41 protein-coding genes and 2 tRNA genes are annotated in these 23,005 nt (G+C 49.0%); 37 read left to right on the forward strand and 6 right to left on the reverse strand.

Annotated features, from left to right (window positions below; genetic code table 11):
• The first annotated feature begins 396 nt into the window (after positions 1-396).
• Positions 397-1,077 carry a hypothetical protein gene (locus HYX70_00070; protein ID MBI2797681.1) on the forward strand — a complete coding sequence of 227 codons (681 nt, stop codon included), beginning with the start codon at positions 397-399 and terminating at the stop codon, positions 1,075-1,077.
• Between the two features lie 492 nt (positions 1,078-1,569).
• On the opposite strand, the gene HYX70_00075 is transcribed toward HYX70_00070, so the two are convergent.
• Positions 1,570-2,016 carry a four helix bundle protein gene (locus HYX70_00075; protein ID MBI2797682.1) on the reverse strand — a complete coding sequence of 149 codons (447 nt, stop codon included), beginning with the start codon at positions 2,014-2,016 and terminating at the stop codon, positions 1,570-1,572.
• Between the two features lie 5 nt (positions 2,017-2,021).
• Between HYX70_00075 and HYX70_00080 the strand changes: the two genes are divergently transcribed.
• The 32 genes from HYX70_00080 to rpsI all read left to right on the forward strand — a co-directional run bounded on the left by HYX70_00080 (position 2,022) and on the right by rpsI (position 18,111).
• On the forward strand, positions 2,022-3,014 hold the full coding sequence (locus HYX70_00080) for a group II intron reverse transcriptase domain-containing protein (protein MBI2797683.1): 993 nt from the start codon (positions 2,022-2,024) through the stop codon (positions 3,012-3,014).
• A gap of 359 nt (positions 3,015-3,373) precedes the next feature.
• Positions 3,374-4,045, forward strand: a complete 672-nt coding sequence (gene rplC, locus HYX70_00085; protein ID MBI2797684.1) for a 50S ribosomal protein L3 — start codon at positions 3,374-3,376, stop codon at positions 4,043-4,045.
• Positions 4,042-4,713 carry a 50S ribosomal protein L4 gene (gene rplD / locus HYX70_00090; GenBank protein ID MBI2797685.1) on the forward strand — a complete coding sequence of 224 codons (672 nt, stop codon included), beginning with the start codon at positions 4,042-4,044 and terminating at the stop codon, positions 4,711-4,713. Before rplC ends, rplD begins: the two co-directional genes overlap by 4 nt.
• Positions 4,710-5,000, forward strand: coding sequence for a 50S ribosomal protein L23 (gene rplW / locus HYX70_00095; protein ID MBI2797686.1), 291 nt, complete (start codon positions 4,710-4,712; stop codon positions 4,998-5,000). The genes rplD and rplW overlap by 4 nt, the downstream gene beginning before the upstream one ends.
• Positions 5,000-5,833, forward strand: a complete 834-nt coding sequence (gene rplB / locus HYX70_00100) for a 50S ribosomal protein L2 (protein ID MBI2797687.1) — start codon at positions 5,000-5,002, stop codon at positions 5,831-5,833. The genes rplW and rplB overlap by 1 nt, the downstream gene beginning before the upstream one ends.
• Positions 5,830-6,111 carry a 30S ribosomal protein S19 gene (gene rpsS / locus HYX70_00105; protein MBI2797688.1) on the forward strand — a complete coding sequence of 94 codons (282 nt, stop codon included), beginning with the start codon at positions 5,830-5,832 and terminating at the stop codon, positions 6,109-6,111. The genes rplB and rpsS overlap by 4 nt, the downstream gene beginning before the upstream one ends.
• Positions 6,111-6,506: a 50S ribosomal protein L22 gene (rplV, locus tag HYX70_00110; GenBank protein MBI2797689.1), complete on the forward strand. Its 396-nt coding sequence runs from the start codon at positions 6,111-6,113 to the stop codon at positions 6,504-6,506. The genes rpsS and rplV overlap by 1 nt, the downstream gene beginning before the upstream one ends.
• Complete coding sequence (gene rpsC, locus HYX70_00115) at positions 6,506-7,123, forward strand: 30S ribosomal protein S3 (protein MBI2797690.1); 618 nt, start codon at positions 6,506-6,508, stop codon at positions 7,121-7,123. Before rplV ends, rpsC begins: the two co-directional genes overlap by 1 nt.
• A gap of 12 nt (positions 7,124-7,135) precedes the next feature.
• A complete protein-coding gene (gene rplP, locus HYX70_00120; protein MBI2797691.1) occupies positions 7,136-7,567 on the forward strand; it encodes a 50S ribosomal protein L16 in 432 nt (143 codons plus the stop codon).
• Positions 7,557-7,760, forward strand: coding sequence for a 50S ribosomal protein L29 (rpmC, locus tag HYX70_00125; protein ID MBI2797692.1), 204 nt, complete (start codon positions 7,557-7,559; stop codon positions 7,758-7,760). The genes rplP and rpmC overlap by 11 nt, the downstream gene beginning before the upstream one ends.
• Positions 7,753-8,004 carry a 30S ribosomal protein S17 gene (gene rpsQ, locus HYX70_00130; GenBank protein ID MBI2797693.1) on the forward strand — a complete coding sequence of 84 codons (252 nt, stop codon included), beginning with the start codon at positions 7,753-7,755 and terminating at the stop codon, positions 8,002-8,004. The genes rpmC and rpsQ overlap by 8 nt, the downstream gene beginning before the upstream one ends.
• Positions 8,001-8,369: a 50S ribosomal protein L14 gene (rplN, locus tag HYX70_00135; GenBank protein ID MBI2797694.1), complete on the forward strand. Its 369-nt coding sequence runs from the start codon at positions 8,001-8,003 to the stop codon at positions 8,367-8,369. Before rpsQ ends, rplN begins: the two co-directional genes overlap by 4 nt.
• A gap of 3 nt (positions 8,370-8,372) precedes the next feature.
• The gene (gene rplX / locus HYX70_00140; protein MBI2797695.1) at positions 8,373-8,735 is read left to right on the forward strand and encodes a 50S ribosomal protein L24; all 363 of its coding nucleotides are present in this window, start codon (positions 8,373-8,375) and stop codon (positions 8,733-8,735) included.
• Complete coding sequence (gene rplE, locus HYX70_00145; GenBank protein MBI2797696.1) at positions 8,732-9,280, forward strand: 50S ribosomal protein L5; 549 nt, start codon at positions 8,732-8,734, stop codon at positions 9,278-9,280. Before rplX ends, rplE begins: the two co-directional genes overlap by 4 nt.
• Positions 9,280-9,549: a 30S ribosomal protein S14 gene (gene rpsN / locus HYX70_00150; GenBank protein ID MBI2797697.1), complete on the forward strand. Its 270-nt coding sequence runs from the start codon at positions 9,280-9,282 to the stop codon at positions 9,547-9,549. The genes rplE and rpsN overlap by 1 nt, the downstream gene beginning before the upstream one ends.
• Positions 9,550-9,562: 13 nt before the next feature.
• A complete protein-coding gene (gene rpsH, locus HYX70_00155; GenBank protein ID MBI2797698.1) occupies positions 9,563-9,958 on the forward strand; it encodes a 30S ribosomal protein S8 in 396 nt (131 codons plus the stop codon).
• A gap of 2 nt (positions 9,959-9,960) precedes the next feature.
• On the forward strand, positions 9,961-10,512 hold the full coding sequence (gene rplF / locus HYX70_00160) for a 50S ribosomal protein L6 (protein ID MBI2797699.1): 552 nt from the start codon (positions 9,961-9,963) through the stop codon (positions 10,510-10,512).
• Positions 10,513-10,515: 3 nt separating this feature from the next.
• Positions 10,516-10,869: a 50S ribosomal protein L18 gene (locus tag HYX70_00165; GenBank protein MBI2797700.1), complete on the forward strand. Its 354-nt coding sequence runs from the start codon at positions 10,516-10,518 to the stop codon at positions 10,867-10,869.
• A 5-nt stretch (positions 10,870-10,874) separates the two neighbouring features.
• Positions 10,875-11,348 carry a 30S ribosomal protein S5 gene (gene rpsE / locus HYX70_00170; GenBank protein MBI2797701.1) on the forward strand — a complete coding sequence of 158 codons (474 nt, stop codon included), beginning with the start codon at positions 10,875-10,877 and terminating at the stop codon, positions 11,346-11,348.
• Positions 11,348-11,875, forward strand: a complete 528-nt coding sequence (gene rplO, locus HYX70_00175; GenBank protein ID MBI2797702.1) for a 50S ribosomal protein L15 — start codon at positions 11,348-11,350, stop codon at positions 11,873-11,875. Before rpsE ends, rplO begins: the two co-directional genes overlap by 1 nt.
• Before the next feature lie 16 nt (positions 11,876-11,891).
• Positions 11,892-13,211: a preprotein translocase subunit SecY gene (gene secY, locus HYX70_00180; GenBank protein MBI2797703.1), complete on the forward strand. Its 1,320-nt coding sequence runs from the start codon at positions 11,892-11,894 to the stop codon at positions 13,209-13,211.
• A complete protein-coding gene (locus HYX70_00185) occupies positions 13,212-13,538 on the forward strand; it encodes an NIPSNAP family protein (GenBank protein MBI2797704.1) in 327 nt (108 codons plus the stop codon).
• A 20-nt stretch (positions 13,539-13,558) separates the two neighbouring features.
• Positions 13,559-13,942: an HAD-IA family hydrolase gene (locus HYX70_00190; GenBank protein MBI2797705.1), complete on the forward strand. Its 384-nt coding sequence runs from the start codon at positions 13,559-13,561 to the stop codon at positions 13,940-13,942.
• Positions 13,943-14,008: 66 nt separating this feature from the next.
• Positions 14,009-14,230 carry a translation initiation factor IF-1 gene (gene infA, locus HYX70_00195; GenBank protein MBI2797706.1) on the forward strand — a complete coding sequence of 74 codons (222 nt, stop codon included), beginning with the start codon at positions 14,009-14,011 and terminating at the stop codon, positions 14,228-14,230.
• 21 nt (positions 14,231-14,251) lie between these two features.
• Positions 14,252-14,365, forward strand: a complete 114-nt coding sequence (gene rpmJ, locus HYX70_00200; protein MBI2797707.1) for a 50S ribosomal protein L36 — start codon at positions 14,252-14,254, stop codon at positions 14,363-14,365.
• Positions 14,366-14,368: 3 nt separating this feature from the next.
• Entirely contained in the window at positions 14,369-14,755 is a 387-nt protein-coding gene (rpsM, locus tag HYX70_00205) for a 30S ribosomal protein S13 (protein ID MBI2797708.1), read from the forward strand.
• A gap of 12 nt (positions 14,756-14,767) precedes the next feature.
• Positions 14,768-15,160, forward strand: a complete 393-nt coding sequence (gene rpsK / locus HYX70_00210) for a 30S ribosomal protein S11 (protein MBI2797709.1) — start codon at positions 14,768-14,770, stop codon at positions 15,158-15,160.
• 3 nt (positions 15,161-15,163) lie between these two features.
• Positions 15,164-15,775, forward strand: a complete 612-nt coding sequence (gene rpsD, locus HYX70_00215) for a 30S ribosomal protein S4 (GenBank protein ID MBI2797710.1) — start codon at positions 15,164-15,166, stop codon at positions 15,773-15,775.
• A 28-nt stretch (positions 15,776-15,803) separates the two neighbouring features.
• Entirely contained in the window at positions 15,804-16,742 is a 939-nt protein-coding gene (locus HYX70_00220; protein MBI2797711.1) for a DNA-directed RNA polymerase subunit alpha, read from the forward strand.
• Between the two features lie 9 nt (positions 16,743-16,751).
• Positions 16,752-17,237, forward strand: a complete 486-nt coding sequence (rplQ, locus tag HYX70_00225; protein MBI2797712.1) for a 50S ribosomal protein L17 — start codon at positions 16,752-16,754, stop codon at positions 17,235-17,237.
• Positions 17,234-17,695: a 50S ribosomal protein L13 gene (gene rplM, locus HYX70_00230; GenBank protein ID MBI2797713.1), complete on the forward strand. Its 462-nt coding sequence runs from the start codon at positions 17,234-17,236 to the stop codon at positions 17,693-17,695. Before rplQ ends, rplM begins: the two co-directional genes overlap by 4 nt.
• Positions 17,695-18,111, forward strand: coding sequence for a 30S ribosomal protein S9 (gene rpsI, locus HYX70_00235; GenBank protein ID MBI2797714.1), 417 nt, complete (start codon positions 17,695-17,697; stop codon positions 18,109-18,111). Before rplM ends, rpsI begins: the two co-directional genes overlap by 1 nt.
• Before the next feature lie 183 nt (positions 18,112-18,294).
• On the opposite strand, the gene HYX70_00240 is transcribed toward rpsI, so the two are convergent.
• The 3 genes from HYX70_00240 to HYX70_00250 form a co-directional block, all read right to left on the reverse strand.
• Positions 18,295-18,714 (reverse strand): hypothetical protein, encoded by a 420-nt coding sequence (locus tag HYX70_00240; protein ID MBI2797715.1) that lies wholly within the window; start codon positions 18,712-18,714, stop codon positions 18,295-18,297.
• Positions 18,715-18,916: 202 nt separating this feature from the next.
• Complete coding sequence (locus tag HYX70_00245) at positions 18,917-19,234, reverse strand: hypothetical protein (GenBank protein ID MBI2797716.1); 318 nt, start codon at positions 19,232-19,234, stop codon at positions 18,917-18,919.
• A gap of 12 nt (positions 19,235-19,246) precedes the next feature.
• Entirely contained in the window at positions 19,247-19,495 is a 249-nt protein-coding gene (locus HYX70_00250) for a hypothetical protein (GenBank protein ID MBI2797717.1), read from the reverse strand.
• A gap of 106 nt (positions 19,496-19,601) precedes the next feature.
• Between HYX70_00250 and HYX70_00255 the strand changes: the two genes are divergently transcribed.
• The 4 genes from HYX70_00255 to HYX70_00270 are packed head-to-tail and all read left to right on the forward strand — an operon-like array spanning position 19,602 to position 22,813.
• Positions 19,602-20,582, forward strand: a complete 981-nt coding sequence (locus HYX70_00255) for an NAD-binding protein (protein MBI2797718.1) — start codon at positions 19,602-19,604, stop codon at positions 20,580-20,582.
• 4 nt (positions 20,583-20,586) lie between these two features.
• Positions 20,587-21,288, forward strand: coding sequence for an RNA pseudouridine synthase (locus tag HYX70_00260; protein ID MBI2797719.1), 702 nt, complete (start codon positions 20,587-20,589; stop codon positions 21,286-21,288).
• Entirely contained in the window at positions 21,285-22,127 is an 843-nt protein-coding gene (locus tag HYX70_00265; protein MBI2797720.1) for a hypothetical protein, read from the forward strand. The genes HYX70_00260 and HYX70_00265 overlap by 4 nt, the downstream gene beginning before the upstream one ends.
• Positions 22,124-22,813, forward strand: coding sequence for a tetratricopeptide repeat protein (locus HYX70_00270; GenBank protein MBI2797721.1), 690 nt, complete (start codon positions 22,124-22,126; stop codon positions 22,811-22,813). Before HYX70_00265 ends, HYX70_00270 begins: the two co-directional genes overlap by 4 nt.
• A gap of 27 nt (positions 22,814-22,840) precedes the next feature.
• Here the strand turns inward: HYX70_00270 and HYX70_00275 are convergent.
• Positions 22,841-22,916: transfer RNA gene (locus HYX70_00275), tRNA-Thr, on the reverse strand.
• Positions 22,917-23,003, reverse strand: a tRNA-Tyr gene (locus HYX70_00280).
• Positions 23,004-23,005 lie beyond the last annotated feature (2 nt).

Here is a 23,005-nt window from a genome sequence, read left to right on the forward strand (position 1 = left end):
GGCAATGTAGGTTCTTACCGCCGTAGAGTATTCTCCGAAGATACATTTTAATGGTAGTTTCACTTGGTATTTGGTTGAGTTTGTACATGTTCATCATTGTCCTCCTTTTGATGAATCTGTACCAACTGGTTTACATTACCCCAATAAGAACGCTTGACAAAATAGCATCTGTATGATACTATAGAACGGCTCTTTTACAGGTTAATTACTTGCAAATATTGAGAACGACACTGGAGCCGGATGACAGGTGACAGTTGTCAGTGGACAGAATCGAATTCTGATCCCTGTTTACTGACTACTGTTTTCTGATTCTAGTGCCGTTCTCAAACCAAGGTTTGAGGCCACGATACGCAACACCGTGTAAACGTGGGTTAGCAGCGGCAAGGAGGCTCATAGATGAGCAAGCCAACCGATAAGCAGCAAGCGACGTACCTGCGTCGCGAGCTGGAGTTGCGCCGGATGTTCATGCAGAACGAAGGCCAGCTCGGCTCCACAGGGATCCTCGAGGGCATGAAGGCTCTGATCGAGCCACCCACCCCCGCTCCTGAGCCAACCCCAACCCCAACCCCAACCCCAACCCCAACCCCAACCCCAACCCCAACCCCAACCCCAACCCCAACCCCAACCCCAGACCCGACTATCAGTGACCCCTACGCCATCATCGTCGACTTCGCGAATTCGATCGAAGAGATGGTGGTGGCGGGCCACTACGACGGCTACGTCAGCCCGGACATCACCGAGGAGAACTTCCCGGTGAGTCGCACGGTAGACGAAGCTCACCTCGATGTAGTCCTGGTGAGCTTCGGCCGCAACATCGAAAGCGATGAGGTTCTGGCTGTGATGGACAAACTGGGTTACCGCCCGGCCGTCATGCCAGAGATGCTGGCCTTTGGGGCTCAACACCCCGATGCCCAGCGCCAAAACCCCATCGTCGAACTCGGCTCGTCCTGGACGGACCCGGATGGCGACCGCAGCGTCGGTTACCTCTGGGGCTTCTCCGACGGGCGCAGCCTGAACCTCTACTGGTTCGGCGGCGAGTGGGATCCGGACTACCGGTTCCTGTTCGTCTGCAAGTAGTGTCCTTTGACTCTTGGACGCTTGGAGCTTTTTGCTCCTTGGATCCTTGGGTCCGCGGCTCTGTCTGCTTCTAAACTCTCCCTCTTGGAGGGTCAATGGAAGCGGCCGGAGCCGTTTTCCATTTGTGCTATAATTCGCGGTAGATAGTAGATGATACTGCTGACGGTTACGGCTGTCGGCGATCGAACTCTAAGCCTTGTGGCAAGACAGAATACTAGCTGGCAAGCCTGGCTAATAGTGAGCAGCCCATGCGCTTTTATACAAAGATACTTGGTGCTACATACTAAGGGAGTAGATCCCATAAAATAATACAGCTGGTATGAGCTTTATCGAGCAGCGGTGCTATGGAAGGTGTGTGGTAAGTTTTGACGACCTCTTGGTGTGCTCGTCCTGGACGAACCCGAATGGCAACCGCAACGTCGGTTACCTCTGGAGCAACTCCGACAAGCGCAACCTGAACCTCAACTGGTTCGACAACGAGTGGAATCCGAACTACCGGTTCCTGTTCGTCTCCAAGTCTCTTTGATTGCCGGTGGACTCGAGCGGAAGCTGTAATTGCTTTCGCCAGCCACCGAGCATTTTACCTACTTCAGTTAGTGGCTCAGAAACACGTAAATATTTTTTGTTATCCAGCACCTTTAGTTCCCAAGCCACTTGCACAAAAAACTTAAGAGCGTCGAGCTTGGTGCTGGCTTGAGCCACCAAGGCAGCTTTTTGTGGCTTACTGGCATAGCCCGCTAGGAGTATGAGCTCTATAGTGTCTGTAAACAAACTGTCAATTTTGACACCAAGTGTAAAGCGTGAGAGTCGGGGAAGATCGCCTAAAAAACTATGCCAGAGCTTGTAGGCATCGGTACATTTTTGCAAAATTGGCAGATCATGAGAGTGTGAAGATCTCTCTCTCTCTCTCTCTCTCTCGGTGAGGGCATTGATAGGCATAGGCTATGATCCAGTTAAGAAACACTCATCATAATATCATATCAACAGATAATCTTTTGTTGGCCTGGAAAGAATTTATAGTAGGCAAACGGAGCAAGCCAGACGTGCAAGTTTTTGCACGTAGTTTAGGCGATAATATTTTGTTGCTTCACGATCAATTAGTAGAAGGTGACTATAAGCACTCAGGCTATTACGAATTTGCAATTTTCGACCCCAAACCACGGCAAATCCATAAAGCTGCTGTGCGAGATCGAGTGCTGAACCATGCGGTTTATCGCGTGCTGTATCCGTTCTTCGACCAAACTTTTATATATGACTCATACTCTTGCCGAAAGGCTAAGGGGACGCATGCTGCTCTGCAGCGCTTTAGGCAATTTGCGGTGCAGGTGAGTCGAAACAACACCCGGACCTGTTGGGTGCTCAAATGTGATATTCGTAAGTTTTTTGCCAGCATTAATCAGAACATTTTATTGGAGGTACTGTCGGCTTATATTCCCAATCCAGAAGTAATGAGGCTGCTTAGTCAGATTGTTGAAAGTTTCGAAACCAATCCAGACAGAGGTTTGCCACTTGGTAATTTAACTTCTCAGCTGTTTGTAAATATCTACATGAATGTTTTCGATCAATTTATCAAGCACCGCCTGAAGGTACGATGCTATCTACGTTACGCCGATGATTTTGTTTTGTTGGCCGATGATCGAGATTGGCTCTTGGCACAGATTCCATTGATGCAGGATTTCTTGCAAGAAAAGCTAGACCTGACGATGCATCCACAAAAAATATCTTTGCAGACCTTTGCCTCGGGGATTGATTTTCTTGGTTGGGTAAATTTTCCACACCACCGCGTGTTACGAACCAGAACAAAACAGCGGATGCTACGCCGCCTTGGGCAATCGAGCTCGGAGGCCACCATGCAATCGTATTTGGGTTTGTTGAGTCATGGCAACAGCTATGAGTTTCAGCAGATGGTTCGTAACAGCTCATGGTTGTGGCAGTAAGTTTGCCGGGTCAAAATAACGACGGCTCACTACGAGGGTTGACAACAGATTGGCTAATCTGGTACACTACTAGGCGACTTAGGCCGAAAGGCCGTTGGTCAAAACGACAATTTAAGCAAGAACTGGGAAGTTATTAGGTCCAACCCAACACGGAAACCGATAATTTGCCAGGATTTGTTTTATAAACGCACCTACTCGGCACGTATCTGTTGCGCCAAACTTATTCTGGCTAGCTGCAAACTTTTTGCTCTCACTCAACGTATCTATGGATATGTCTTGCTCGAGCATAAAATTTTCGCGGCACCATTTATAATCTTGGCAACAACAGAATGTACGGAGCAGGTACGAAGGGAAAACTAGTGAAAGCATTGCTCGCCAAAAAAATTGGAATGACCCAAGTCTTCGAAGAAGACGGCAGAATGACCCCAGTAACTGTACTGGAGGCTGGCCCTTGTGTGGTTACTCAAATCAAGACTGCCGAGAGCGATGGTTACAATGCTGTACAGATTGGCTTTGGCAAGGCCAAGCACATTGCTAAGCCCCAAGCCGGACACCTTAAAAAAGCCAAGGCCGAGAGCGCCCACCTGGCCGAGATCCGCATGCCAGAGGTGGCCACTGCCAAGGCCGAAGATGCCGGCGCAGCCGAAAAGCAAGGCTGGCAAATTGGCGAAGTACTAACTACCGAGCTCTTTGAAACTGGTGAAAAGGTAACTGTTTCAGCGGTTTCAAAGGGTAAGGGTTTTGCCGGCACGGTTAAGCGGCACAACTTCCATACCGGGCCCAAAACCCACGGTAGTCATAACTATCGGGCGCCTGGCTCGATTGGTGCTGGTTACCCGCAGCACGTCTTTAAGGGTCAAAAAATGGCCGGGCACCTGGGACATCAGAAAGTTACGGTCAAAAACCAACCGATTGTAAGCATTGATGCTGCCAACCACCTTATAGCAATTCGTGGTGCAGTACCGGGACCCAACAAGAGCATAGTAATGATCAGTGCGCCTATCCTGGTTAAAGAAGAGGCTACAGAATGAAAGCTTTAGGATACAGCAAAACCGGTAACAAAACCGCCGAAGTAACGCTATCGAAGGTGGTATTTGAGCGCGAAATTAGCCCAGAACTACTAAAAACTGCCTATAATCGAGCCTTGAGCAATATTCGTACCAACAATGCTCGAACACTCAAACGCGGTGAGGTTCGTGGTGGCGGTCGCAAACCCTGGAAGCAAAAGGGCACTGGCCGGGCTCGCTTTGGTTCAACCCGCGTGCCAATCTGGCGACATGGTGGTGTGGCTTTTGGCCCCACCGGCGAAGAAAATTATCGTATTGATATGCCTAGCAAAATGATCCGCGCTAGCTTGGCCCAGGCCTTGAGTGCTCAGGCCAAAGACAAGCGAGTAGTGGTTATTGAGACATTTGCATGTTCAGAAGGTAAGGTTAAACCTACTCTAGAACTACTCGAAAAAATTGATGCAGGCGATAACGTATTGATTGTAATTAGCAAAAACGACGAGTTAGCCCAACGGGCTACTCGTAACATCCCTGGTGTTATTACTACCGAGCCCCAACAGCTGCAAGTTAATCAGATACTCGACGCCGACACCCTAATAATTAGTAAGAAAGCTCTAGAAACAATTGAGCAATGGCTTAGCGCAACCGCAAAAACTAAGAAAGCCGCTAAACCAGCTGAGGTAAGCAAATGAATCAAGTAATTGTAAGACCCGTGATCTCCGAAAAAAGCATGGCCCTGGCTGCCACCGGCAAATATTTGTTTGATGTGCCTACATCGGCTAATAAAGTAGTGATTGCCCAAGCGGTAGCTGCAGCTTTTAAAGTAGAAGTAACCGAAGTGAACACCAGCATAATCAAAGGCAAAGTTAAAAAGTTTGCTGGTCGCAAAGGGCAGCGAAAAGACCGCAAACGAGCCTATGTGAGCCTCAAAAAAGGCCAAAAAATTAGCGCCTTTGACGCCGAAAGTGAGAAGAAGTAATGGCCGTTAAAGTTTTAAAGCAAAATACTGGCGCCCGACGCAACATGAGTGTGGCCGACTTTACGGTTATTACCAAAAAGAAGCCCGAGAAGTCGCTAATTGTTAGTAAAAAGCAAAACTCCGGCCGCAATAACCAGGGTAAAATCACCATCCGCCATCGTGGTGGCGGTGCTAAGCGAGCTTTGCGGATTGTTGATTTTGCTCCACAAGTAGTCGATAAAGCCGAAGTTTTGGCTATTGAATACGATCCTGGTCGCACCGCCCGGATTGCCCTACTTAAGCTAGCTGACGGTAGCAAGGCCTACGTACTAGCTACAGTTGGTATGAAGCCAGGTCGTGCTGTTAGTGTAGGTGAGAGGGCAGCAATCGAAACTGGCAACCGTCTGCAGCTACGTAATATTCCTGTCGGCTCGGTTATATCGAGTGTTGAGCTGCAGATCGGCAAAGGTGCCCAACTAGCCCGTAGTGCTGGGGCTCGTGCCCACTTGGTGGCCAAAGAGGGTGAATTTGTGCAGGTTCGTTTGCCATCTGGCGAAGTTCGGCTGGTACATCAAAATTGCCAAGCCACGATTGGCCAGGTGGGTAATATCGACCACCAAAACATCCGCATCGGCAGTGCTGGCCGCAAACGCCACATGGGTATTCGCCCAACCGTACGTGGTAAGGCCATGAACCCCGTCGATCACCCACATGGTGGTGGTGAGGGTAGTCAGCCAATTGGTTTGGACCACCCAAAGACCCCGTGGGGCAAACCAGCCTTGGGCAAGAAAACCCGACGTCGCAAATCAACTAATGCTATGATAGTACGCTCCCGAAAGCGAGGTAAGCGATGAGTCGTTCAAGTAAAAAGGGCCCATTCGTAGATCCCAAACTACTCAAGAAGGTAATTGCCTTGAGCCCAACCGACAAGACGATTATTAAAACTTGGGCCCGAGCTAGCACAATTAGCCCAGAGATGGTCGGCAAAACCATTGCTGTCCATAACGGCAAGGTTCATGTACCTGTTTTGATCACCGAAAACATGGTTGGTCACAAATTGGGCGAGTTTTCACCAACCCGTAAGTTTCGCAACCACGGTGGCAAATTGGCTAAAGCCGAGGGGACAAGTTAATGAAGGTTAAAGCCGTGGCTCGCAATCTAGATATTTCCGCTCAAAAGCTACGCCTGAGTGCTGATTTAGTTAGAGGCGCAGGTGTAAGAGTGGCTATGGAGGCCTTGGCTGCGCAGCCACAAAAGTCAGCCAAGGTAGTTTACGACGCTATTCACAGCGCTGCCGCCAACGCTCAAAACAATTACAACTTGAGTAAAACTAACCTAGTGATCGAAGAAATACGGGTCGACAAGGGCCGCAAGCTTAAGCGCTACCGCCCACGCGCCCGTGGTTCGGTAAGCAATATTGAGCACCCATCGGCTCACTTAACTGTGATTGTGGCCGATAAGCCAGCTGCTGAAGTTAAAAAAACTGATACCAAGAGTGTTGCTAAAACCAAAAAGGAGACCAAGTAATGGGTCAAAAAGTAAATCCAACTAGTTTTCGACTGTCGCCCAAAAAAGATTGGCGCTCCAAGTGGATTAGCAAACAGGATTTTGCCAAATTTGTGGTCGAAGACATTAAGATTCGCCAGACCATTAACGACCTGCTCGGGTTTCGTGCCAGTGTGGCCGTTATTGAGATCGAGCGACCACGCGGTGAAATTGTAGTTACCATCCGCACTGCCAAACCAGGTGTAGTAATTGGCCGTAGCGGTTCTGGTGCCGAGGCACTTAAGGCCGCCTTAGGCAAGCTTACGGGCGAGAAGGTAAAGCTTAATATAGAAGAAGTTAGAAACCCCGAAACCGTTGCTCAACTTATGGCCGAAAATGTTGCCAGCCAGCTTGAGCGCCGCATGGCCTTTCGCCGGGTTATAAAGAATGCCGTTGATAACGCCATGAAAGGCGGTGCCTTAGGCGCCAAAATCAGCGTTTCGGGTCGTTTGAATGGTGCTGAAATGGCCCGTCGTGAAGTTACCATGCAAGGCAGCATTCCATTGCATACTATTAAGGCCGACATTGACTACGCTACCGCCGAAGCCAAGACCACCTATGGCGTAATTGGCGTAAAAGCTTGGATATATAAAGGTTAGGATTTTAAGACTATGTTGTTACCACGCAAAACCAAATATCGCAAAGCTATGAAGGGCCGCAATCGAGGCTTAGCTACTCGTGGCGAAGAGATTAACTTTGGTCGCTACGGCCTCAAGAGCCTCAGCAACGAGCGTGTAACCTCGCGCCAAATCGAAGCTGCCCGCCGAGCTATGACCCGATACGTTAAGCGCGGCGGCAAAATCTGGATCCGAGTCTTTCCACAAACACCTGTCACCAGCAAACCGGCCGAAGTGCCCATGGGCTCTGGCAAGGGAGCGCTGGACCACTATGTGGCCAAGGTGCAGGCCGGCAAGATTGTATTTGAGATGGACGGTGTAAGCGAAGAAGTTGCCAAAGAAGCTATGCGTTTGGCGGCCATGAAGCTTCCGCTCAAAACCAAATTTCTAGTTAAAGCTGCTGCTGGAGAAAGCCATGAAAGCTAAAGAATTGCGCAACAAATCGAATAAGGAGCTTCAAAAAGACTTGCAGGAATTGCAAGCTGGCTTGGCAACTGCCGCTGTTGATTATCGAACCAAAGAGATCAAGAATGTCAAACAGATTCACAACATTAAAAAAGACATTGCCAGAGTGCTAACCATTCTGCACCAACAGGAGATGGAGAAGACCAATGAGTAAGTCGTTAACTGGAACAGTTGTTTCCAACAAAATGGACAAAACCGTGATTGTTGCTGTGGAAAGACTCAAAAGCCACCCGCTTTACAAAAAGCGCTACAAGGTAACCGCTCGCTATGCTGCCCACGATGAGGCCAATGCTTTGCAGGTTGGCGATAAGGTTGAGATTGTTGAGAGTCGACCAATCAGCCGTCGCAAACATTTTGTGGTTAGCAAAACTATCCAAAAAGCTAGGGGTGTCAAATGATACAGACTCAAACTAGATTGCGTGTGGCCGACAATACTGGCGCCAAAGAAATTATGTGCATCAAGGTTTTGGGTGGCAGTCGACGCCGCTACGCGCGCTTGGGTGATGTGATTGTAGCTAGTGTTAAAACTGCCACGCCAAACGGCACCGTCAAAAAGAAAGAAGTGGTGCGGGCTGTTGTGGTGCGCGTCTGTGACAACACCACTCGCGCCGATGGTTCGGCCATAGCTTTCGACGAAAACGCCGCCGTTATTATCGATAAGGCCAACGTGCCACGCGGCACTCGCATATTTGGACCGGTTAGCCGTGAGTTACGCGACCGAGGCTTTATGAAGATTGTTTCACTCGCGCCGGAGGTGCTTTAAGCCATGAAGTTAAAACTCAAAGATAAGGTAATGGTTGTAACTGGTCGTGATCACGGCAAGACTGGCGAAGTGGTGGCTGTATTGCCTAAGACTAACCAAGTTGTGGTCGAAGGTGTAAACATTGCCAAACGCCACTCCAAGCCCAGCCAAAAGGACCCTAAGGGCGGAATTATTGAGCTCACCAAGCCAATCGATGTCAGCAAGGTTATGGCGGTAGATCCGGTCAGCGGTCGACCGGCCCGAATTGGCTATAAACTAAATGCCAAGGGCAGCAAAGAGCGAGTTTTTAAGGTCAGTCCATTCAAAAATCAAAAGGCTAAATCCGCTGGCCAGCGGACTACCAAGAAAACGGATAAGAAATCATGAGTCGATTACAAGAAAAGTACCAGGCAGAATTACGCAGCCAGCTCAAAGAATCTTTGGGCGTAGCTAACATCCACCAAGTGCCCAAACTTACTAAAATTGTAGTAAACACTGGTGTTGGCCGAGCCACTCAAGACAGCAAACAGCTTGAGGCGGCCGAAGGCACCCTGGCCAAAATTACCGGTCAAAAACCGATCCAGACCAAGGCTCGCCACAGCATAGCCGGTTTTAAGCTACGCGAAGGCCAGGCTGTGGGTACCAAGGTAACCTTGCGGGGTGAGCGCATGTATGATTTCTTAGATCGTGTGATTAGTATTGTTTTGCCGCGAACCCGTGATTTCCGAGGCTTGAGCCTAAATGGCTTCGACCCACAGGGCAACTACAGTATAGGCCTAGACGACCAGAGTGTGTTTGCCGAGATCAGCTTTGAAGACATTGTCGCGACCCATGGCCTACAGATCAGTATTGTAACCGACACGCTTGACCGCGATGCCTCTAGAGCACTTTTGCAGAGCCTAGGGCTACCATTTGAAAAGGAGGCAAAATAATGGCTCGTAAAGCATTGATCGAGCGCGAAATAAAACGACAGAAGCTATCCGACAAGTATGCCGCAAAAAGAGCTGAGCTCAAGGCCGCCGGCGATCTTGAAGGCCTGGCTAAATTGCCGCGCAATTCCAACCCGGTTCGCCAACACAATCGCTGCGGCATTACTGGCCGAAGCAAGGGCTACCTACGCAAATTTGGTCTTAGCCGCATTACATTTCGCGAACATGCCAGCAAGGGCGAGATCCCTGGGGTAACTAAATCGAGTTGGTAAAAAGGAAAAGATTATGATGACAACAGACCCTATCGCAGATATGCTCACCCGAATCCGCAACGCTCTAAATGCTAGCCGGAGCGAAGTTTTAATACCTTACTCCAAGATCAAACTAGCCATTGCCGAGATATTGGTAGGCCAGGGTTATATTGCCAAGGCTGAGCTTGATAAGTCGGGAGCTTTTCAGATGATAAAGATTAGTTTAAGTGTTAATGAGGGCGCCAAATCGATTACCAAAATTCAGAGAGTTAGTAAACCTGGCCGACGCATATATGCCAAATTCTCAGAGATTCCCCAGGTGCTTAATGGCCGTGGTGTGGTGATTGTCTCGACCTCATCTGGTCTTATGACCGGCAAAGATGCCAGGTCTAAGGGTTTGGGCGGCGAATTAATCTGCAAGGTGTATTAGCCATGAGTAGAATTGGACGACAACCCATAATTATCCCAGAGGGCGTGCAGGTGCAGATTGAAGGCCGCACGGTTACTGTAACTGGACAGCGCGGCAGCCTAACCCAGCAGCTACTGCCCGGTTTTGAAATAGAACAAAAAGAAAATCGCTTAGAGCTAGTCCAAAAAGTTGAAAATCCCGAGACCCTACGCAACTACGGACTGCTGCGTAGCTTGATTGCCAATATGGTAACCGGCGTGTCCGAGGGCTTTAGCAAAACTCTCGAAATTCACGGTGTTGGCTACAGAGTGCAGCTCAAAGGCAGCGAATTAGTACTATCACTAGGCTATTCACACCCAATTAACTATCAAGCCCCAGCTGGCATTGAACTCAAAACCGAGCAAAACAACATTATCGTAACCGGCTACGACAAGCAGTTGGTGGGCGAGGTAGCGGCTCAGATTCGAGAATTTCGCAAGCCCGAACCTTATAAGGGGAAGGGTATTCGCTACCAGGGCGAACACATTCGTCGCAAGGCCGGTAAGACTGCCGCCAAGACCGGAGCAGGAGCTTAAACCATGCGAGACTCAAAGACAATTCATAGAGTATTAAAGCGTAAGCGCGTACGGGCTAAAGTTAGTGGAACTCCGCAGCGACCGCGACTTAGTATTCATATTTCACTGACGGCTATTAACGCTCAGCTGGTTGACGACGCAAGCGGTAAGACTTTGGTTGCGGTAAATACTCTTAAGCAAAAATCGCTTCAGGGTAAAAACTTGACCGATCAAGCCGCTTGGGTGGGCGAACAGATTGCCACTAAAGCCAAACAAGCTAAGATAACCACAGCTGTATTTGATCGCGGACGACATATTTACCACGGACGAGCCAAAGCTCTAGCCGACTCAGCCCGCAAAGCAGGATTAAAGATATAGGAGCTATCATGCACGACAGAGAACCAAAAGAATTTGAAGAAAAAATTATAGCCCTCGACCGCGTAACCAGGGTGGTTAAGGGCGGCCGCCGTTTTCGCTTCCGTGCTACCGCTGTGATCGGTGACGGCAAGGGTCGGGTAGGTGTAGGCGTGGGTAAGGGTAGCGATGCGCCAACCTCGATTGTTAAGGCTGTGGCTCGAGCCAAAAAAGACATGGTTACCTTCAGTCTAACAGGTACCACTATTGCTCACGATGTACAACTGAGCTATGGCGGCGCCACCGTACTGCTTAAACCGGCCAGCGAAGGTACTGGCGTAATTGCTGGTGGCGCTGTTCGTTCGGTAGTTGAGGCGGCCGGTATTAAAGACTTGCTGACCAAGTCGTTGGGCTCAACCAACAAAATTAATAATGCCTATGCCACCGTGGCAGCTCTACAGCAGTTGCAAAGCCAGCCTATAGCTACCAAGGAGGCGAAATAATGAAAATTCATGAACTTCCGCTACTAACCAAAAAGACAGCTCGCAAGCGGGTGGGGCGCGGTATAGCAGCTGGACAGGGTAAAACCGCTGGTCGCGGTACCAAGGGGCAGAACTCTCGGACTGGCGGCGGGGTTTCGGTTGGCTTTGAGGGTGGTCAAACCAAGCTAAGCATGCGCTTGCCAAAAGCCAGAGGCTTTAAATCGCGCAATCGAGTGAAGTTTCAACTTATCCAAACCTCCCAACTTAATAGTCTTGGCAAAGCTAGCGTTGACGTTGAGACACTAAAAACGGTTAATTTAATCAAAACTACTCGTCAGCCTGTTAAACTGTTATTTGATGCTGCGGTCGATAAGAAAGTAACCCTAAAAATCCAAGCAGCCAGCCAAACAGCAATAGCGGCTGTCGAAAAAGCTGGTGGCAAGGTAGATATTCTAGCTAAACCCACTAGCGAGAAACCGGCCAAATCATCTGCTGGCCAGCAGACAGCCAAAACAATCCGCCGGCCGGCGGAAGCCACCACTAAATAAGCTTTAGGAGGCCTTAGTGAACCGTGCGGTTCTAACACAACTCTACAAAGACAAAGACCTGCGCCGAAGGGTGTTGGTGGTGATTGGCATACTGACAGTTTATAGCTTGCTGGCTCATGTGCCGGTACCAGTACCCGACGCTGCACAGCTACAGGCTTTCTTGTTGCGACTGTTTCAGTCTAACCCCCTGCTTGGGTTTGCCAACTTGTTCTCGGGGGGCGCCATGAGTAACTTTTCGATTATTTTGATGGGCTTGGGGCCGTTCATTAATGCCTCTATTATTATGCAGTTGCTTGGCCAGGTCGTGCCAAGCTTAGAGGCTCTGCAAAAAGAAGGCGAAGCTGGCCGAAAGAAGATCAACTACTACACCCGGTTGCTTACGGTGCCACTAGCCATAATCCAATCAGTTGCCATGATCGCCTTTGTACGCACGCTTTCGACCCAAGCAACCGGAGTCGACGTAATCGGCCGTCCATCACCTTTTCAGTGGGTTTTAATGGTAGCTAGTATTTCGGCTGGCAGCATATTTTTGATGTGGTTGGGTGAAATTGTAACCGAGTATGGCATTGGCAACGGCATTTCGATTCTAATTTTTGCCGGCATTGTATCGCAACTACCAACCACTATTGCCCAGCAGTTTAGCTTGGCTCAGGCCGATACCGCCAGGCTGTTTAGTATGGGTATAATCGCAATCTTGGCCTTTGCGGTTATAGTGTTTATTGTGTACATCAACGAGGGGCAGCGCAATATTCCAATTAGCTATGCCAGGCGCAGCACAACGGCTAGTGCGTATACTGGAGTTGATACTCACTTGCCCTTGCGAGTGATTACGGCTGGGGTTATTCCAATTATCTTTGCCTTGGCGTTTTTGTCGGTGCCGGGCTTTATAGGCCAGCTGTTTTCGCAGGCCAAAACCGCCTGGCTGGCACAGTTTGCAACCGGTCTATCTAACTGGTTTAAGCCAGGCAATTTAATTTATAGTATTAGCTACTTTGCCCTGGTGGTTGGCTTTACCTACTTTTACACCGCCATTATATTTAAGCCGGCCGAGATTGCCGAGAATCTGCAAAAGCAGGGCGGCTTTATCCCTGGCATTCGCCCAGGTACCGAAACGGCCAAATACTTAAAGCGCATTATCGGCCGTATTACTCTGGCTGGTGCTTTGGCGCTGGGCATAGTAGCCATTCTGCCATTCATACTCCAAGCCTTCATAAAAGACTCCTCGGCACTGTTGAGTATTGGTGGCACCGGGCTGTTAATTGTGGTGGCGGTGGTAATCGAAACCCTTAAACAGGTCGAAGCCAAAGCATTAATGGCGACCTACGAGAAGTACTAGATGATCTACGAGCTACGTAATTACGAAACATTTAATCATAATAAAAAAGCTTTTCATGAGCGCTTTGAACAACACGCCATGCGGATTATGAAGAACTACGGGTTCAAAGTAGTTGGTTGTTGGGACGAAGAGATTGGCGATATGCAGAACTTTACCTACATTTTGGCCTGGAAGGATCTGAATGCTCGTCAAAAGGCCTGGGAAGACTTCAACTTAGACGAAGAGTGGTCCAGAATCATGGTAGAAACGGCCAAAAAACATGGCCAGCTGGTCTGGAAAACCCACAATAAGATCCTCAAGCCCACAAAATATTCGCCAATTCAGTAAAAGTGTTATATCCTAAACGTATGAAAACAATACTTGTTGATGCAATAGACGGCTTAATCCTAAAAAACGGCACAGTTTTTGAAGGAATGCATGAAATGCTGGATAAATACCCTAATGACAAGATTGTCCTGACGGGCGCCAATGACGAACAGTTTAAAGAATTTAATCTAGATAAGTCCCCGTACGAAGTGTTTACGCTCAAACATAATCCGGAGAAAACTGACTCTGAATACTTTAAGATTTTACTCAAAAAATACAACCTGACTCCAGATGAAGTTGTTTTCTTTGAACATAATCAAGATGCCGTCAAAAGTGCCGAATCTGTTGGCATCAAGAGCTACTACTACGACCCTGAAAAGCAAGACCTGAAAGCGCTAAAAGCTTTCTTGGATGAAAATCTATAGTTTCTCCTAAAAACCCTTTACAAAGCTCAAAAAAACGTCTATAATACTTACTTGTAACACCTACTCATGCCAAACACAAAGGAAGTAATCGAAGTCGAGGGGACTATTCTCGAAGCCCTGCCTAATGCAAATTTTAAGGTAGAGCTAGAGAATGGTCACGAAGTCTTGGCCCACATTTCGGGCAAGATGCGTATGCATTACATCAAGATTCTACCTGGCGATAAGGTAACTCTGGAGATGACTCCATACGACCTTACCAAAGGCCGCATTACTTACCGGCATAAGTAAATATTAAGGGGATAAGCCAAAATGAAGGTACGCGCTGGCGTAAAAAAAATGTGCAGCAAGTGTAAAATCGTGCGCCGTCGCAAGCGCGTGGCTGTTATTTGCGAAAACCCCAAACATAAGCAGCGACAAGGATAAACCATGGCCCGTATTGCAGGCACCAACATTCCAAATGAAAAGCGCGTCGAGGTCGGCCTGACCTATGTTTTGGGTATTGGCCTGGTTACCAGCCAAAAGATTCTAGAGCGCGCCAAGATCAGTCCAGACACTCGCGTTAAAGATCTAACCGAAAACGACTTAACCCGATTGCGTGAACTGATAGACAAAGACTATACGGTCGAGGCCGACCTGGCTCGTGAAACCAGCAACAACATAAAGCGGCTCAAAGAAATCAAATCTTATCGCGGCTTGCGCCACATGGCCAAGTTGCCAGTTCGTGGTCAGCGAACCAAAACCAACGCCCGCACCAAGCGTGGTAAGCGCGTAACTGTTGGTAGTGGCCGCATTAAAGCCGCCGCCAAGACTTAGGAATTATTGATTATGGCAACAACACCAACCAAAACCAGACGCAAAAAGACCAAGCGCAATATTGGCAAAGGCCAAGTGCATGTGCAGTCAACTTTCAACAACACCATTATTACCATTACCGACGATGGCGGCAATGTGGTTGCCTGGGCTAGCTCTGGTTCGGCTGGGTTCAAGGGTAGCCGCAAGTCTACTCCCTATGCAGCCCAGCTAGCAGCCGAAAAAGTGATTGGCATAGCCAAAGATTCTGGACTCAACCGAGCCGACGTGATCATAAAAGGCATTGGTGGTGGTCGCGAAGCAGCTATTCGCGCCTTGCAGGCTAGCGGTATTGCGATTGCCAGCATTAAAGACATTACCAGTGTGCCCCACAACGGCTGCCGACCACGTAAGCCGAGGAGAGTTTAAGCTATGGCTCGCAATACCTCGCCAATTGTTAAGATCTCTCGCCGCGAAGGCGTGGCTCTGCACCCCAAGGCTGTTAAAGGCCTAACTCGCCGTAATTATCCACCCGGATTGCACGGCCAGAGCCGACGCCAAAAACCTGGCGATTACGCCTTGCAGCTGCGTGAGAAACAAAAGGTTAAACGCCTTTACGGCATCCTAGAGCGCCAGTTCCGCCGCTATGTATCAGAAGCCGAGCGCATGGAAGGCGTGAGTGGTGAAAACCTACTACAACTACTGGAGCGCCGTCTCGACAATGTGGTTTACCGCTTGGGTCTGGCGCCGTCTCGCCAAGCTGCTCGTCAGCTGGTAACTCACGCTCACATTAGCTTGAATGGCAAAAAAGTCGACATTCCCTCGATCGTGGTTAAACCCCAGGACGTTATTGAGGTTAAGGCTAGCAGCAAGACCAAGCCCTACTTCCAGGCGCTCGGAGATAATCTGTTAACCGTTAGCCAGCCAAGTTGGCTCAAGTTTGATGCCAAGGGCTTAAGCGCCACCGTTACAGGGCTGCCATTGCGCGAAGAGGTCGACACCGAAATTGCCGAACAATTAATTATTGAATTTTACTCACGTTAGTAAATTATTAAATAAGGAGCCATAAGCCGTGCTATACGACATCAACTTACCAGAACTAAAAGAAACCAAAGCCGAGGGCCACAGTGCTACCTTCTCGGTTGAGCCACTCTACCCAGGCTACGGTATGACACTTGGCAACTCTATACGTCGAGTGTTGCTTTCGAGTTTGGCTGGTGCGGCTATTACGGCGGTTAAGATCGAGGGCGTTAATCACGAGTTCTCGACTGTGGAGGGTGTGCGTGAGGACATGATCGAGATGATTTTAAATCTCAAGCAGGTTCGTTTTAACTACGAAGGCGAAGAAAAACTATCTCTAGAACTTAAAAAAACTGGTAAGGGTGTAGTTAAGGCTGGTGATATTAAGCCGGTTGGTGATCTTGAAATAGTCAATCCAGACCTCGAAATTGCCTACATAGATAGTGCTAAGGGTAAGCTCGAAATGGAACTGCGAGTCGAGCGCGGCCGCGGCTATGCGCCAGTCGAAACTCGTCATGGCGAAAAGCTCGAGGTTGGCATGATTGCTATCGATGCTATTTACACGCCAATTAAGCGTGTGCGCTACAATGTCGAAAACACTCGTGTTGGCCAAATGACTGATCTAGACCGCTTGATTCTAGAGGTTGAAACCGATGGCACGGTTTCACCAAAAGCCGCTGTAAACCAGGCTGCTGAAATATTGGTTGGCCACTTTCAGGTGCTAGCTGGTCACGACGTGGTCTCGGTTGGCTCAGGTGGAATTGTAACCGCTGCCGAGAAGCAAGAAGCCGACATGGCTCAGATTATGATCGACGAGGTGAACTTTAGCCCCCGTACTACCAATGCGCTACTAAATAACGACATTAAGACCATTAAAGAGCTAATGGAACTTAGCCCAGCCGAGCTTAAAGAGCTCAAAGGCTTTGGTGCCAAGGCGCTCGACGAAGTCGACGCCAAGCTTGAAGAGCTAGGGTTGAAAGGCAAAGAATAGGTATTTTTGATGTCGGCTGCTACCAAACAACGTAAACTCTCCAGACTAGCTGGCCCCCGCCGAGCACTAGTGCGCGGCTTGCTGGATTCGCTTATATTATATGAGCGAATCGAGACCACCGAGGCCAAGGCCAAGGATCTGGCTCCAACTTTTGATCGTTTGGTAACCAAGGCCAAAAAGCAAGATCTGCACAACTATCGACAAATTTTAGCCGAAGTAATTAACCCGGTGGCTGCCCAAAAGCTTAATACCGATTTGGTAAATGGCTTTCAGAGTCGCAACAGTGGCTACACCCGTGTTATTAAGACTGGTGCCAGGCGTGGCGACGGGGCTCAAATGGCCGTAATTGAGTTGGTGCTAGATGATGGCTACACTCCAAAGGCCGAGAAGAAAGTGGAGAAGAAAACCGAAGCTCCAAAGGCTAAGAAAGCGAAGCCAGAAGAAGCCACAGTAGTTAAAAAGACCACTGGTAAGAAAAAAGAGGCTAGCAAATGAAGAGCTTAACCCAAAAAACTTATCATGCTAAGGCCGCCGACATTAAAGCTGACTGGTATGTGGTGAATGCCGAAGGCCAAACCCTGGGCCGACTGGCAACAGTTGTGGCTACTAAGCTAATCGGCAAAGATAAGCCTACCTACAGCCACCACCTAGTGGGTGGCGATGTAGTGGTGGTTATTAACGCTGCCAAGGTTAAGGTAACCGGCAAAAAGCTAACCGACAAGATTTATTACTCGCACAGCGGCTACCCTGGAGGCATTAAGGAAATCGCGTTGAAAGATTTATTGGTAAAAGATCCCACAGCTGTTATTCGCCACGCTGTTGCTGGTATGTTACCCAAGAATAAGCTACAAGCATTAATGCTCAAGAATCTAAAGATTTATGCTGGGCCAGAACATAACAACGCTGCTCAGCAACCCAAAGAGTTGCAGCTAGATAAGAAAGGAGCCAAATAATGGCCGAAGCTACTACCGCTACCAAGAAGCAACATTATTACCCAGGCGTAGGTCGTCGTAAGCAAGCTATTGCCACCGTGCGGCTCAGCAACGGCAAAGGTGTGATTACGGTTAACGAAAAGCCGGCCGAACAATACTTTGGTAATCAGAACTTAGCTGCTCGTTTGATCCGCCCGCTCGAACTAGTAGGCAAAACAAATGCAGTTGATATTAACTTGAAGACCAAAGGCGGTGGTTTGCAAGCTCAGGCCGATGCCTGTGTGTTAGCCATCTCACGAGCCCTGCAAGAATACAGTGCAGACTTTCGCCCTAACTTGCGCAAGAGTGGCTTTTTAACCCGTGACAGCCGAGAAAAAGAACGTAAAAAATACGGGCTCAAGAAGGCCCGCAAGGCTCCACAATTTAGTAAGCGTTAGTTTATATCAAAAAAGACCCCGAGAGGGTCTTTTTTGATTGCTCAACAGATTAGGATCGAACAATCTAAGTGTTCAATGTGTTGTAATATGTTTTTGGCCGACTCACAATTTAGAATGATTTCTAAACTCTGAGTCGGGCCCCCGAAGGGTACCCGCTCATTGCGTATCGCTTCGGAGGCGTTTTTAGCGGCGGTAGATGAAGGTGCTGCCTGGGCCCGCGTAGACGAACGTGTATTGACCCCTGCGGATAGCAGTGCCAGTAGGCACAGGTACGTCGATAGTGAGCTCACACCTTCGCCGGTTCACCCACTTCGAGAAACCTGACATCGTCTTGTCTTCGTAGATACGCATCCTTGGAGCCCAGACACTGATAGTTGTATCCTGGTCTGGGAGGTCGGTGGTTCGTCCAACAAGTTCGAAGCTCGAGGTGCCATTGAAGGGACCATCGTTGTAGAGCCTGGCCATGAAGCCGCTGATCTCTTCGATCGATGGCCCCTCGGTGATGGTGAAGATCTTGCTCAGGCGCTCGTCCTCGAACCCGAAGGCGGTGTCGAACACCACCTGCCGATCGTTTGGATGGGTAATACTGATGTTGTTGGCCATGGGGTTCTCCTCATTGTAGCCAATTGGTACCAGGACGGACCGTCCGTCGAGATAGGTATTACAATAAAAGCACATAAAAATCAAGTACATTTTTGACCAAACCGCAACTTAGAATAAGCTTCTAAGCTCTGGTTCGGCCGGCCCCCGTGTATACGGGAGCCGGGTGGCCGAAGTTCAGGACTTCTTGCGCATGGCGTTCTTCTCACCGGGCCACGGGAAGATCGCCTCTGCAGGCGTACCAGAATGCGGACTTCACGATCGCGCGCTGGTAGGTGCGAACGTTCTCTGGTGTGACCGTGATCGGGTCGAACTTGTACCCGTAGAAGTGCACACTCTTGTACAGCAGTCCGACGTCGTTCTCGTTGCATCGAATGAGGAAGGCTGCGATGATGTCATCGATCCCAACCTTGTTTTGCAGAGCGAACTCCGCAGCGGTTTGGGCAAGGGAGACGAAACCAGCGGCGAAGTCTCTCCGGAGTGTGGCCCCGAGTTGATCGGCAGTTTTCGTAGTCTTGGGCATTTCCTCTCCTTGCTAGGCGGGCAAGCTCTCGGCTTGTCCGACGAACATGGTCTTGAGCTTCTCGATCTTCTGCTCGAGTTCGCGTAGGGTGTCTTCGACTTCGCCAAGGTCTTCGAGGCCATCGGCATCAACCCCCGCGACCGCAGCGATTCGTTCGCGGGCGACGTGGATGTTGCCAATGGCACCACTTACTTTCACACCGCCCATCGTGATGAATCCGACGGTTGACTCCCAGTCTTGCTTGGTTGCTTCAATCGGCACGTTGCTACCAACTTTCTTTGTAGATGAGCTTAAGGCTTTTACATGTTATAATAAAATAAACTAAAAGTCAAGTGTTTTTGGTTGAATTTTAAGGTATAATACTCTTATGGTAGACGCCAAGCTAATTCGTAAGCTAATATTCTTTTCGGTTCTAATTATAGCGACCGGAGCGACAGTCTTGTCGTTAACCGAACAGATAAGCTTTGTTGAAGGGCTGTACCGAAGCGTGTACTTGGTGCTGGCTCACCACGACAATTTCTATACCAAGGGCTTAATACCTAGGCTAACAGTAGTGGGGTTAATCGTCTCCAGCTTGGTGATCATAGGCTATTTGATAAAAATTCTGGCAGATTATATGATTAACCTAGGCGATGGCCTAAAAAGGAACAAAGTGAAAGCACAACTACTACACACCAAAGAACACTTTATTATTTGCGGTTTAGGCCGGGTGGGCAGCCAGGTGGCGCGCGAGCTGGCCGACGAACATTTGCCGTTTGTGGCTATCGATCGCGACGAAGACAAGGTAAAAGAGGCCATTAAGTGCGGCTACACAGCCTTTGTGGGCGACAGCACCAAAGAAGAAGTCTTGGCCAAAGCCAAGATCGACAAGGCCAAAGGCTTGGTAGCAGCTCTGGGCGAAGATTATCATAATCTTTTTGTAACCTTAGCCGCGCGCCAGATTAACCCGGGGTTGTTTATTGTGGCTAGGGTTAATAACGAGGCCAACAAAGAGCGCATGTTGCAGGCCGGTGCCGATAAGGTGGCTCAGCCCAGCCAAATTGGTGGCTTTCATATGGCGGCCATGGTATTACGACCCAATGTTGTCGATTTTTTGGAGGTGCTAAGTACCAACAAGAACTCCGAACTTCAGGTCGAAGAACTGGTGGTGCCCAGGCACTCCAAGGTGATTGGCGACCGCTTAAGCACACTGGCTAACCATAATACCGGCGCGACGGTGTTGGCTATTAACAATGCCGATGGCGGTAGCCGGGTAAATCCATCGGGCAAAGAAATGATTTATGCTGGCGATAAACTGATTGTAATGGGTACTCGCACCCAACTCGATGCTTTAAGCACCCACGTTTAAACTCATGAAGAATCGTGTCCAAAGCGGGGGAGGGCAAGGCGATGTTGAAGTTATTTTTCGAAATAACGATGTAATTGTAGTTAACAAGCCGGCTGGGCTGTTGACCCACCCAACAAGCGAGAAACCAAATGAGCCATCGGTAGCTGGCATTTTTAAATCAGAAGTTGAAGATGCCGATGAACTGCGGCCGGGCATTGTGCACCGGCTCGACAAAGATACCTCGGGTGTAATGATTTTGGCACGTAACCCAAAAACCAAAGAATTTTTGCAGGCTCAATTTAAAGACCGCGCAGTTCGCAAACAGTATTTGAGCCTGGTGTGGGGGCGTATGCCGCACGCACGAGCTCGACTAGAGTTGCCGATTGCTCGTAGTTTGCAAAAAGGCAATACCATGCGTGTGAGTCACGCGGGCAAGATGGCGGTTTCGGAGTATGCTGTTGAACGAGAGTTTAGTGACTTTGACTTGCTCCAAATTGAGCTGATGACTGGCCGAACCCACCAGATTCGTGTACAATTAGCCCACTTATGCCATCCGGTGGTGGGCGATACTCAATATGGCCGCAAGCCAATGCCAGAGGGCTTAAGTAGACAGTTTCTGCATTCCTACATTCTGGAGTTACAAGTTGCACTAGGAGTAAAAAAGAGTTTCGAGGCACCACTGAGCCACGATTTACAAGAATTTTTGAACGGCTTAGACCAGCAATGAAAACTATCGAGCTACTACACCCCCAAACCAAACAGCAGTTGGAGCTCTCAGCTCAGCACCCGGCTCACGCCTACTTGCTAATTGGCCCGCGCGGGGCGGCCAAACAAATGGCGGCCGAATGGCTGGCTGGCCAACTTTTGGGGTTGAAAGATAAGAGCGCGAGTCAACCGAATTTGATTTTGCTAAGGTGCGAGTCGGGCAAAAAAAGCATTACCATTGCCCAGGTTAAAGAGGTGGTGGCGCGGTTGTCGATTACCAGTTACGATCAAAAACACCCCAAGGTAGTTATTGCTAGCCACATCGAGAACTTAACTGTTGAGGCGGGCAACGCACTACTCAAAGCCCTAGAAGAGCCACCGAGCGATACAGTGTTTGTGTTGACAACCTCACAAATAGGGGCGGTCTTGCCAACCATTATTTCGCGCACCCAGCTGGTGTGGTTTATGAAGCCCGCTGCTGAGCAGCTAAAACAAACCTTGCACAAAGATTACCAGGCTAACTTAGTAGAGCAAGCTCGGCTGTTGGCCGAGGGTCAACCGGCTCGCACACTCCGCTTGTTGCAAGATCCAGGGGTGCTGGGCCAAAAGCAGGCCACGCTGAGCCGAGCCGAGGAGTTCTTGGGTGGCACTTTAACCCAAAGGTTTTTGGTAGCTAAGCAAGTTCATGCAGGGGAAAATGTGGTCGAATTTATTGATGGCTTAATCTATATTTTACGCACAAAATTTTCTATACTAGATACGGCCAGTAACTTAAAGAATATAATGAAGGCCCAAGAAAACTTACAGCATAATTTAAATAGCCGCCTGGTGCTCGAAAATCTGAGCTTGGAGCTGGCATGATTTTTGAGGTGGTTTTGATGTTGGCTGTAGTGGTGTTGAGCTATGTCGCGGTAGTATACCGACGCAATTGGCTGGCGGCCGTGTTTGTAAATACTACCAGTACAACTGCGCCAAGTACCGACACCAAGCTCGAGGATTTGCTAGAGATTGCGGATCGCTACTACGCTGAGCACAACTACCTAGCGGCCGAAAAAGCCTATTTAAAGGTGCTCAAGCTCGACCACAAAAATAGTTTGGCTTATAGTCGGCTGGGCTTTGTTTATTCCAACTTGGGCAACATTAACGATGCCATTGAGTGTTTTCAGATTGTAGCCGATAACTACCCAAATGCTGCCAGCTACCACAACCTGAGCATGATGTATTTTAAAAACCGCGAGTTCGAAAAATCAGCCGCTGCGCTAGAAAAATCTATTGGCATAGAGGCAACTGCCAGCCGTCTGATAGCCCTGGCTAGAATCTACAGGGTTATGAACAAATATGAGGCTCAGATAGAAACATTGCAAAAAGCTCTCGATCTGGAGCCAGAAAACATCTCAATTATGCAACTGCTGGCCGAAGCCTACCTGCACGCCAAAGACGACAAGCAGGCCAAGCTTATGTTTCGTAAGATTCTTAAACTTGAGCCCAATAATATGCGAGCCCGGGCAGCCATAGAGCCACCCCGCCGATTGAAAAAAGTCCGCTAATACAGATACGGGCCAATAAATAATTGCTGGAGCCGACGGTGGGATTCGAACCCACGACCTGCTGTTTACAAAACAGCTGCTCTAGCCACTGAGCTACGTCGGCTGGTGCCGGGTGAGAGATTCGAACTCCCGAAGGCATAAAGCCAGCTGATTTACAGTCAGCCCCGTTTGGCCACTTCGGTAACCCGGCAC

The sequence above is a fragment of the Candidatus Saccharibacteria bacterium genome (assembly GCA_016191105.1).
GTDB lineage: Bacteria > Patescibacteriota > Saccharimonadia > CAILAD01 > BJGX01 > JACPPH01.

Coding starts and splice junctions, on each gene's coding strand:
- HYX70_00240 (MBI2797715.1), bottom strand. CDS start 18,714: ATGGCCAACAACATCAGTATTACCCATCCAAACGATCGGCAGGTGGTG.
- rplO (MBI2797702.1), top strand. CDS start 11,348: ATGAAAATTCATGAACTTCCGCTACTAACCAAAAAGACAGCTCGCAAG.
- rplN (MBI2797694.1), top strand. CDS start 8,001: ATGATACAGACTCAAACTAGATTGCGTGTGGCCGACAATACTGGCGCC.
- HYX70_00245 (MBI2797716.1), bottom strand. CDS start 19,234: ATGCCCAAGACTACGAAAACTGCCGATCAACTCGGGGCCACACTCCGG.
- rpsQ (MBI2797693.1), top strand. CDS start 7,753: ATGAGTAAGTCGTTAACTGGAACAGTTGTTTCCAACAAAATGGACAAA.
- rpsK (MBI2797709.1), top strand. CDS start 14,768: ATGGCAACAACACCAACCAAAACCAGACGCAAAAAGACCAAGCGCAAT.
- HYX70_00255 (MBI2797718.1), top strand. CDS start 19,602: ATGGTAGACGCCAAGCTAATTCGTAAGCTAATATTCTTTTCGGTTCTA.
- rpsC (MBI2797690.1), top strand. CDS start 6,506: ATGGGTCAAAAAGTAAATCCAACTAGTTTTCGACTGTCGCCCAAAAAA.
- rpmJ (MBI2797707.1), top strand. CDS start 14,252: ATGAAGGTACGCGCTGGCGTAAAAAAAATGTGCAGCAAGTGTAAAATC.
- HYX70_00165 (MBI2797700.1), top strand. CDS start 10,516: ATGCGAGACTCAAAGACAATTCATAGAGTATTAAAGCGTAAGCGCGTA.
- rplB (MBI2797687.1), top strand. CDS start 5,000: ATGGCCGTTAAAGTTTTAAAGCAAAATACTGGCGCCCGACGCAACATG.
- HYX70_00265 (MBI2797720.1), top strand. CDS start 21,285: ATGAAAACTATCGAGCTACTACACCCCCAAACCAAACAGCAGTTGGAG.
- HYX70_00075 (MBI2797682.1), bottom strand. CDS start 2,016: ATGCCTATCAATGCCCTCACCGAGAGAGAGAGAGAGAGAGAGAGATCT.
- rpsM (MBI2797708.1), top strand. CDS start 14,369: ATGGCCCGTATTGCAGGCACCAACATTCCAAATGAAAAGCGCGTCGAG.
- rpsI (MBI2797714.1), top strand. CDS start 17,695: ATGGCCGAAGCTACTACCGCTACCAAGAAGCAACATTATTACCCAGGC.
- HYX70_00270 (MBI2797721.1), top strand. CDS start 22,124: ATGATTTTTGAGGTGGTTTTGATGTTGGCTGTAGTGGTGTTGAGCTAT.
- rplX (MBI2797695.1), top strand. CDS start 8,373: ATGAAGTTAAAACTCAAAGATAAGGTAATGGTTGTAACTGGTCGTGAT.
- rplE (MBI2797696.1), top strand. CDS start 8,732: ATGAGTCGATTACAAGAAAAGTACCAGGCAGAATTACGCAGCCAGCTC.
- HYX70_00070 (MBI2797681.1), top strand. CDS start 397: ATGAGCAAGCCAACCGATAAGCAGCAAGCGACGTACCTGCGTCGCGAG.
- infA (MBI2797706.1), top strand. CDS start 14,009: ATGCCAAACACAAAGGAAGTAATCGAAGTCGAGGGGACTATTCTCGAA.
- HYX70_00080 (MBI2797683.1), top strand. CDS start 2,022: ATGATCCAGTTAAGAAACACTCATCATAATATCATATCAACAGATAAT.
- rplD (MBI2797685.1), top strand. CDS start 4,042: ATGAAAGCTTTAGGATACAGCAAAACCGGTAACAAAACCGCCGAAGTA.
- rpsN (MBI2797697.1), top strand. CDS start 9,280: ATGGCTCGTAAAGCATTGATCGAGCGCGAAATAAAACGACAGAAGCTA.
- HYX70_00190 (MBI2797705.1), top strand. CDS start 13,559: ATGAAAACAATACTTGTTGATGCAATAGACGGCTTAATCCTAAAAAAC.
- HYX70_00260 (MBI2797719.1), top strand. CDS start 20,587: ATGAAGAATCGTGTCCAAAGCGGGGGAGGGCAAGGCGATGTTGAAGTT.
- rpsS (MBI2797688.1), top strand. CDS start 5,830: ATGAGTCGTTCAAGTAAAAAGGGCCCATTCGTAGATCCCAAACTACTC.
- rplM (MBI2797713.1), top strand. CDS start 17,234: ATGAAGAGCTTAACCCAAAAAACTTATCATGCTAAGGCCGCCGACATT.
- rplF (MBI2797699.1), top strand. CDS start 9,961: ATGAGTAGAATTGGACGACAACCCATAATTATCCCAGAGGGCGTGCAG.
- rplV (MBI2797689.1), top strand. CDS start 6,111: ATGAAGGTTAAAGCCGTGGCTCGCAATCTAGATATTTCCGCTCAAAAG.
- rpmC (MBI2797692.1), top strand. CDS start 7,557: ATGAAAGCTAAAGAATTGCGCAACAAATCGAATAAGGAGCTTCAAAAA.
- rplQ (MBI2797712.1), top strand. CDS start 16,752: ATGTCGGCTGCTACCAAACAACGTAAACTCTCCAGACTAGCTGGCCCC.
- rplP (MBI2797691.1), top strand. CDS start 7,136: ATGTTGTTACCACGCAAAACCAAATATCGCAAAGCTATGAAGGGCCGC.
- rpsH (MBI2797698.1), top strand. CDS start 9,563: ATGATGACAACAGACCCTATCGCAGATATGCTCACCCGAATCCGCAAC.
- rplW (MBI2797686.1), top strand. CDS start 4,710: ATGAATCAAGTAATTGTAAGACCCGTGATCTCCGAAAAAAGCATGGCC.
- HYX70_00185 (MBI2797704.1), top strand. CDS start 13,212: ATGATCTACGAGCTACGTAATTACGAAACATTTAATCATAATAAAAAA.
- rpsD (MBI2797710.1), top strand. CDS start 15,164: ATGGCTCGCAATACCTCGCCAATTGTTAAGATCTCTCGCCGCGAAGGC.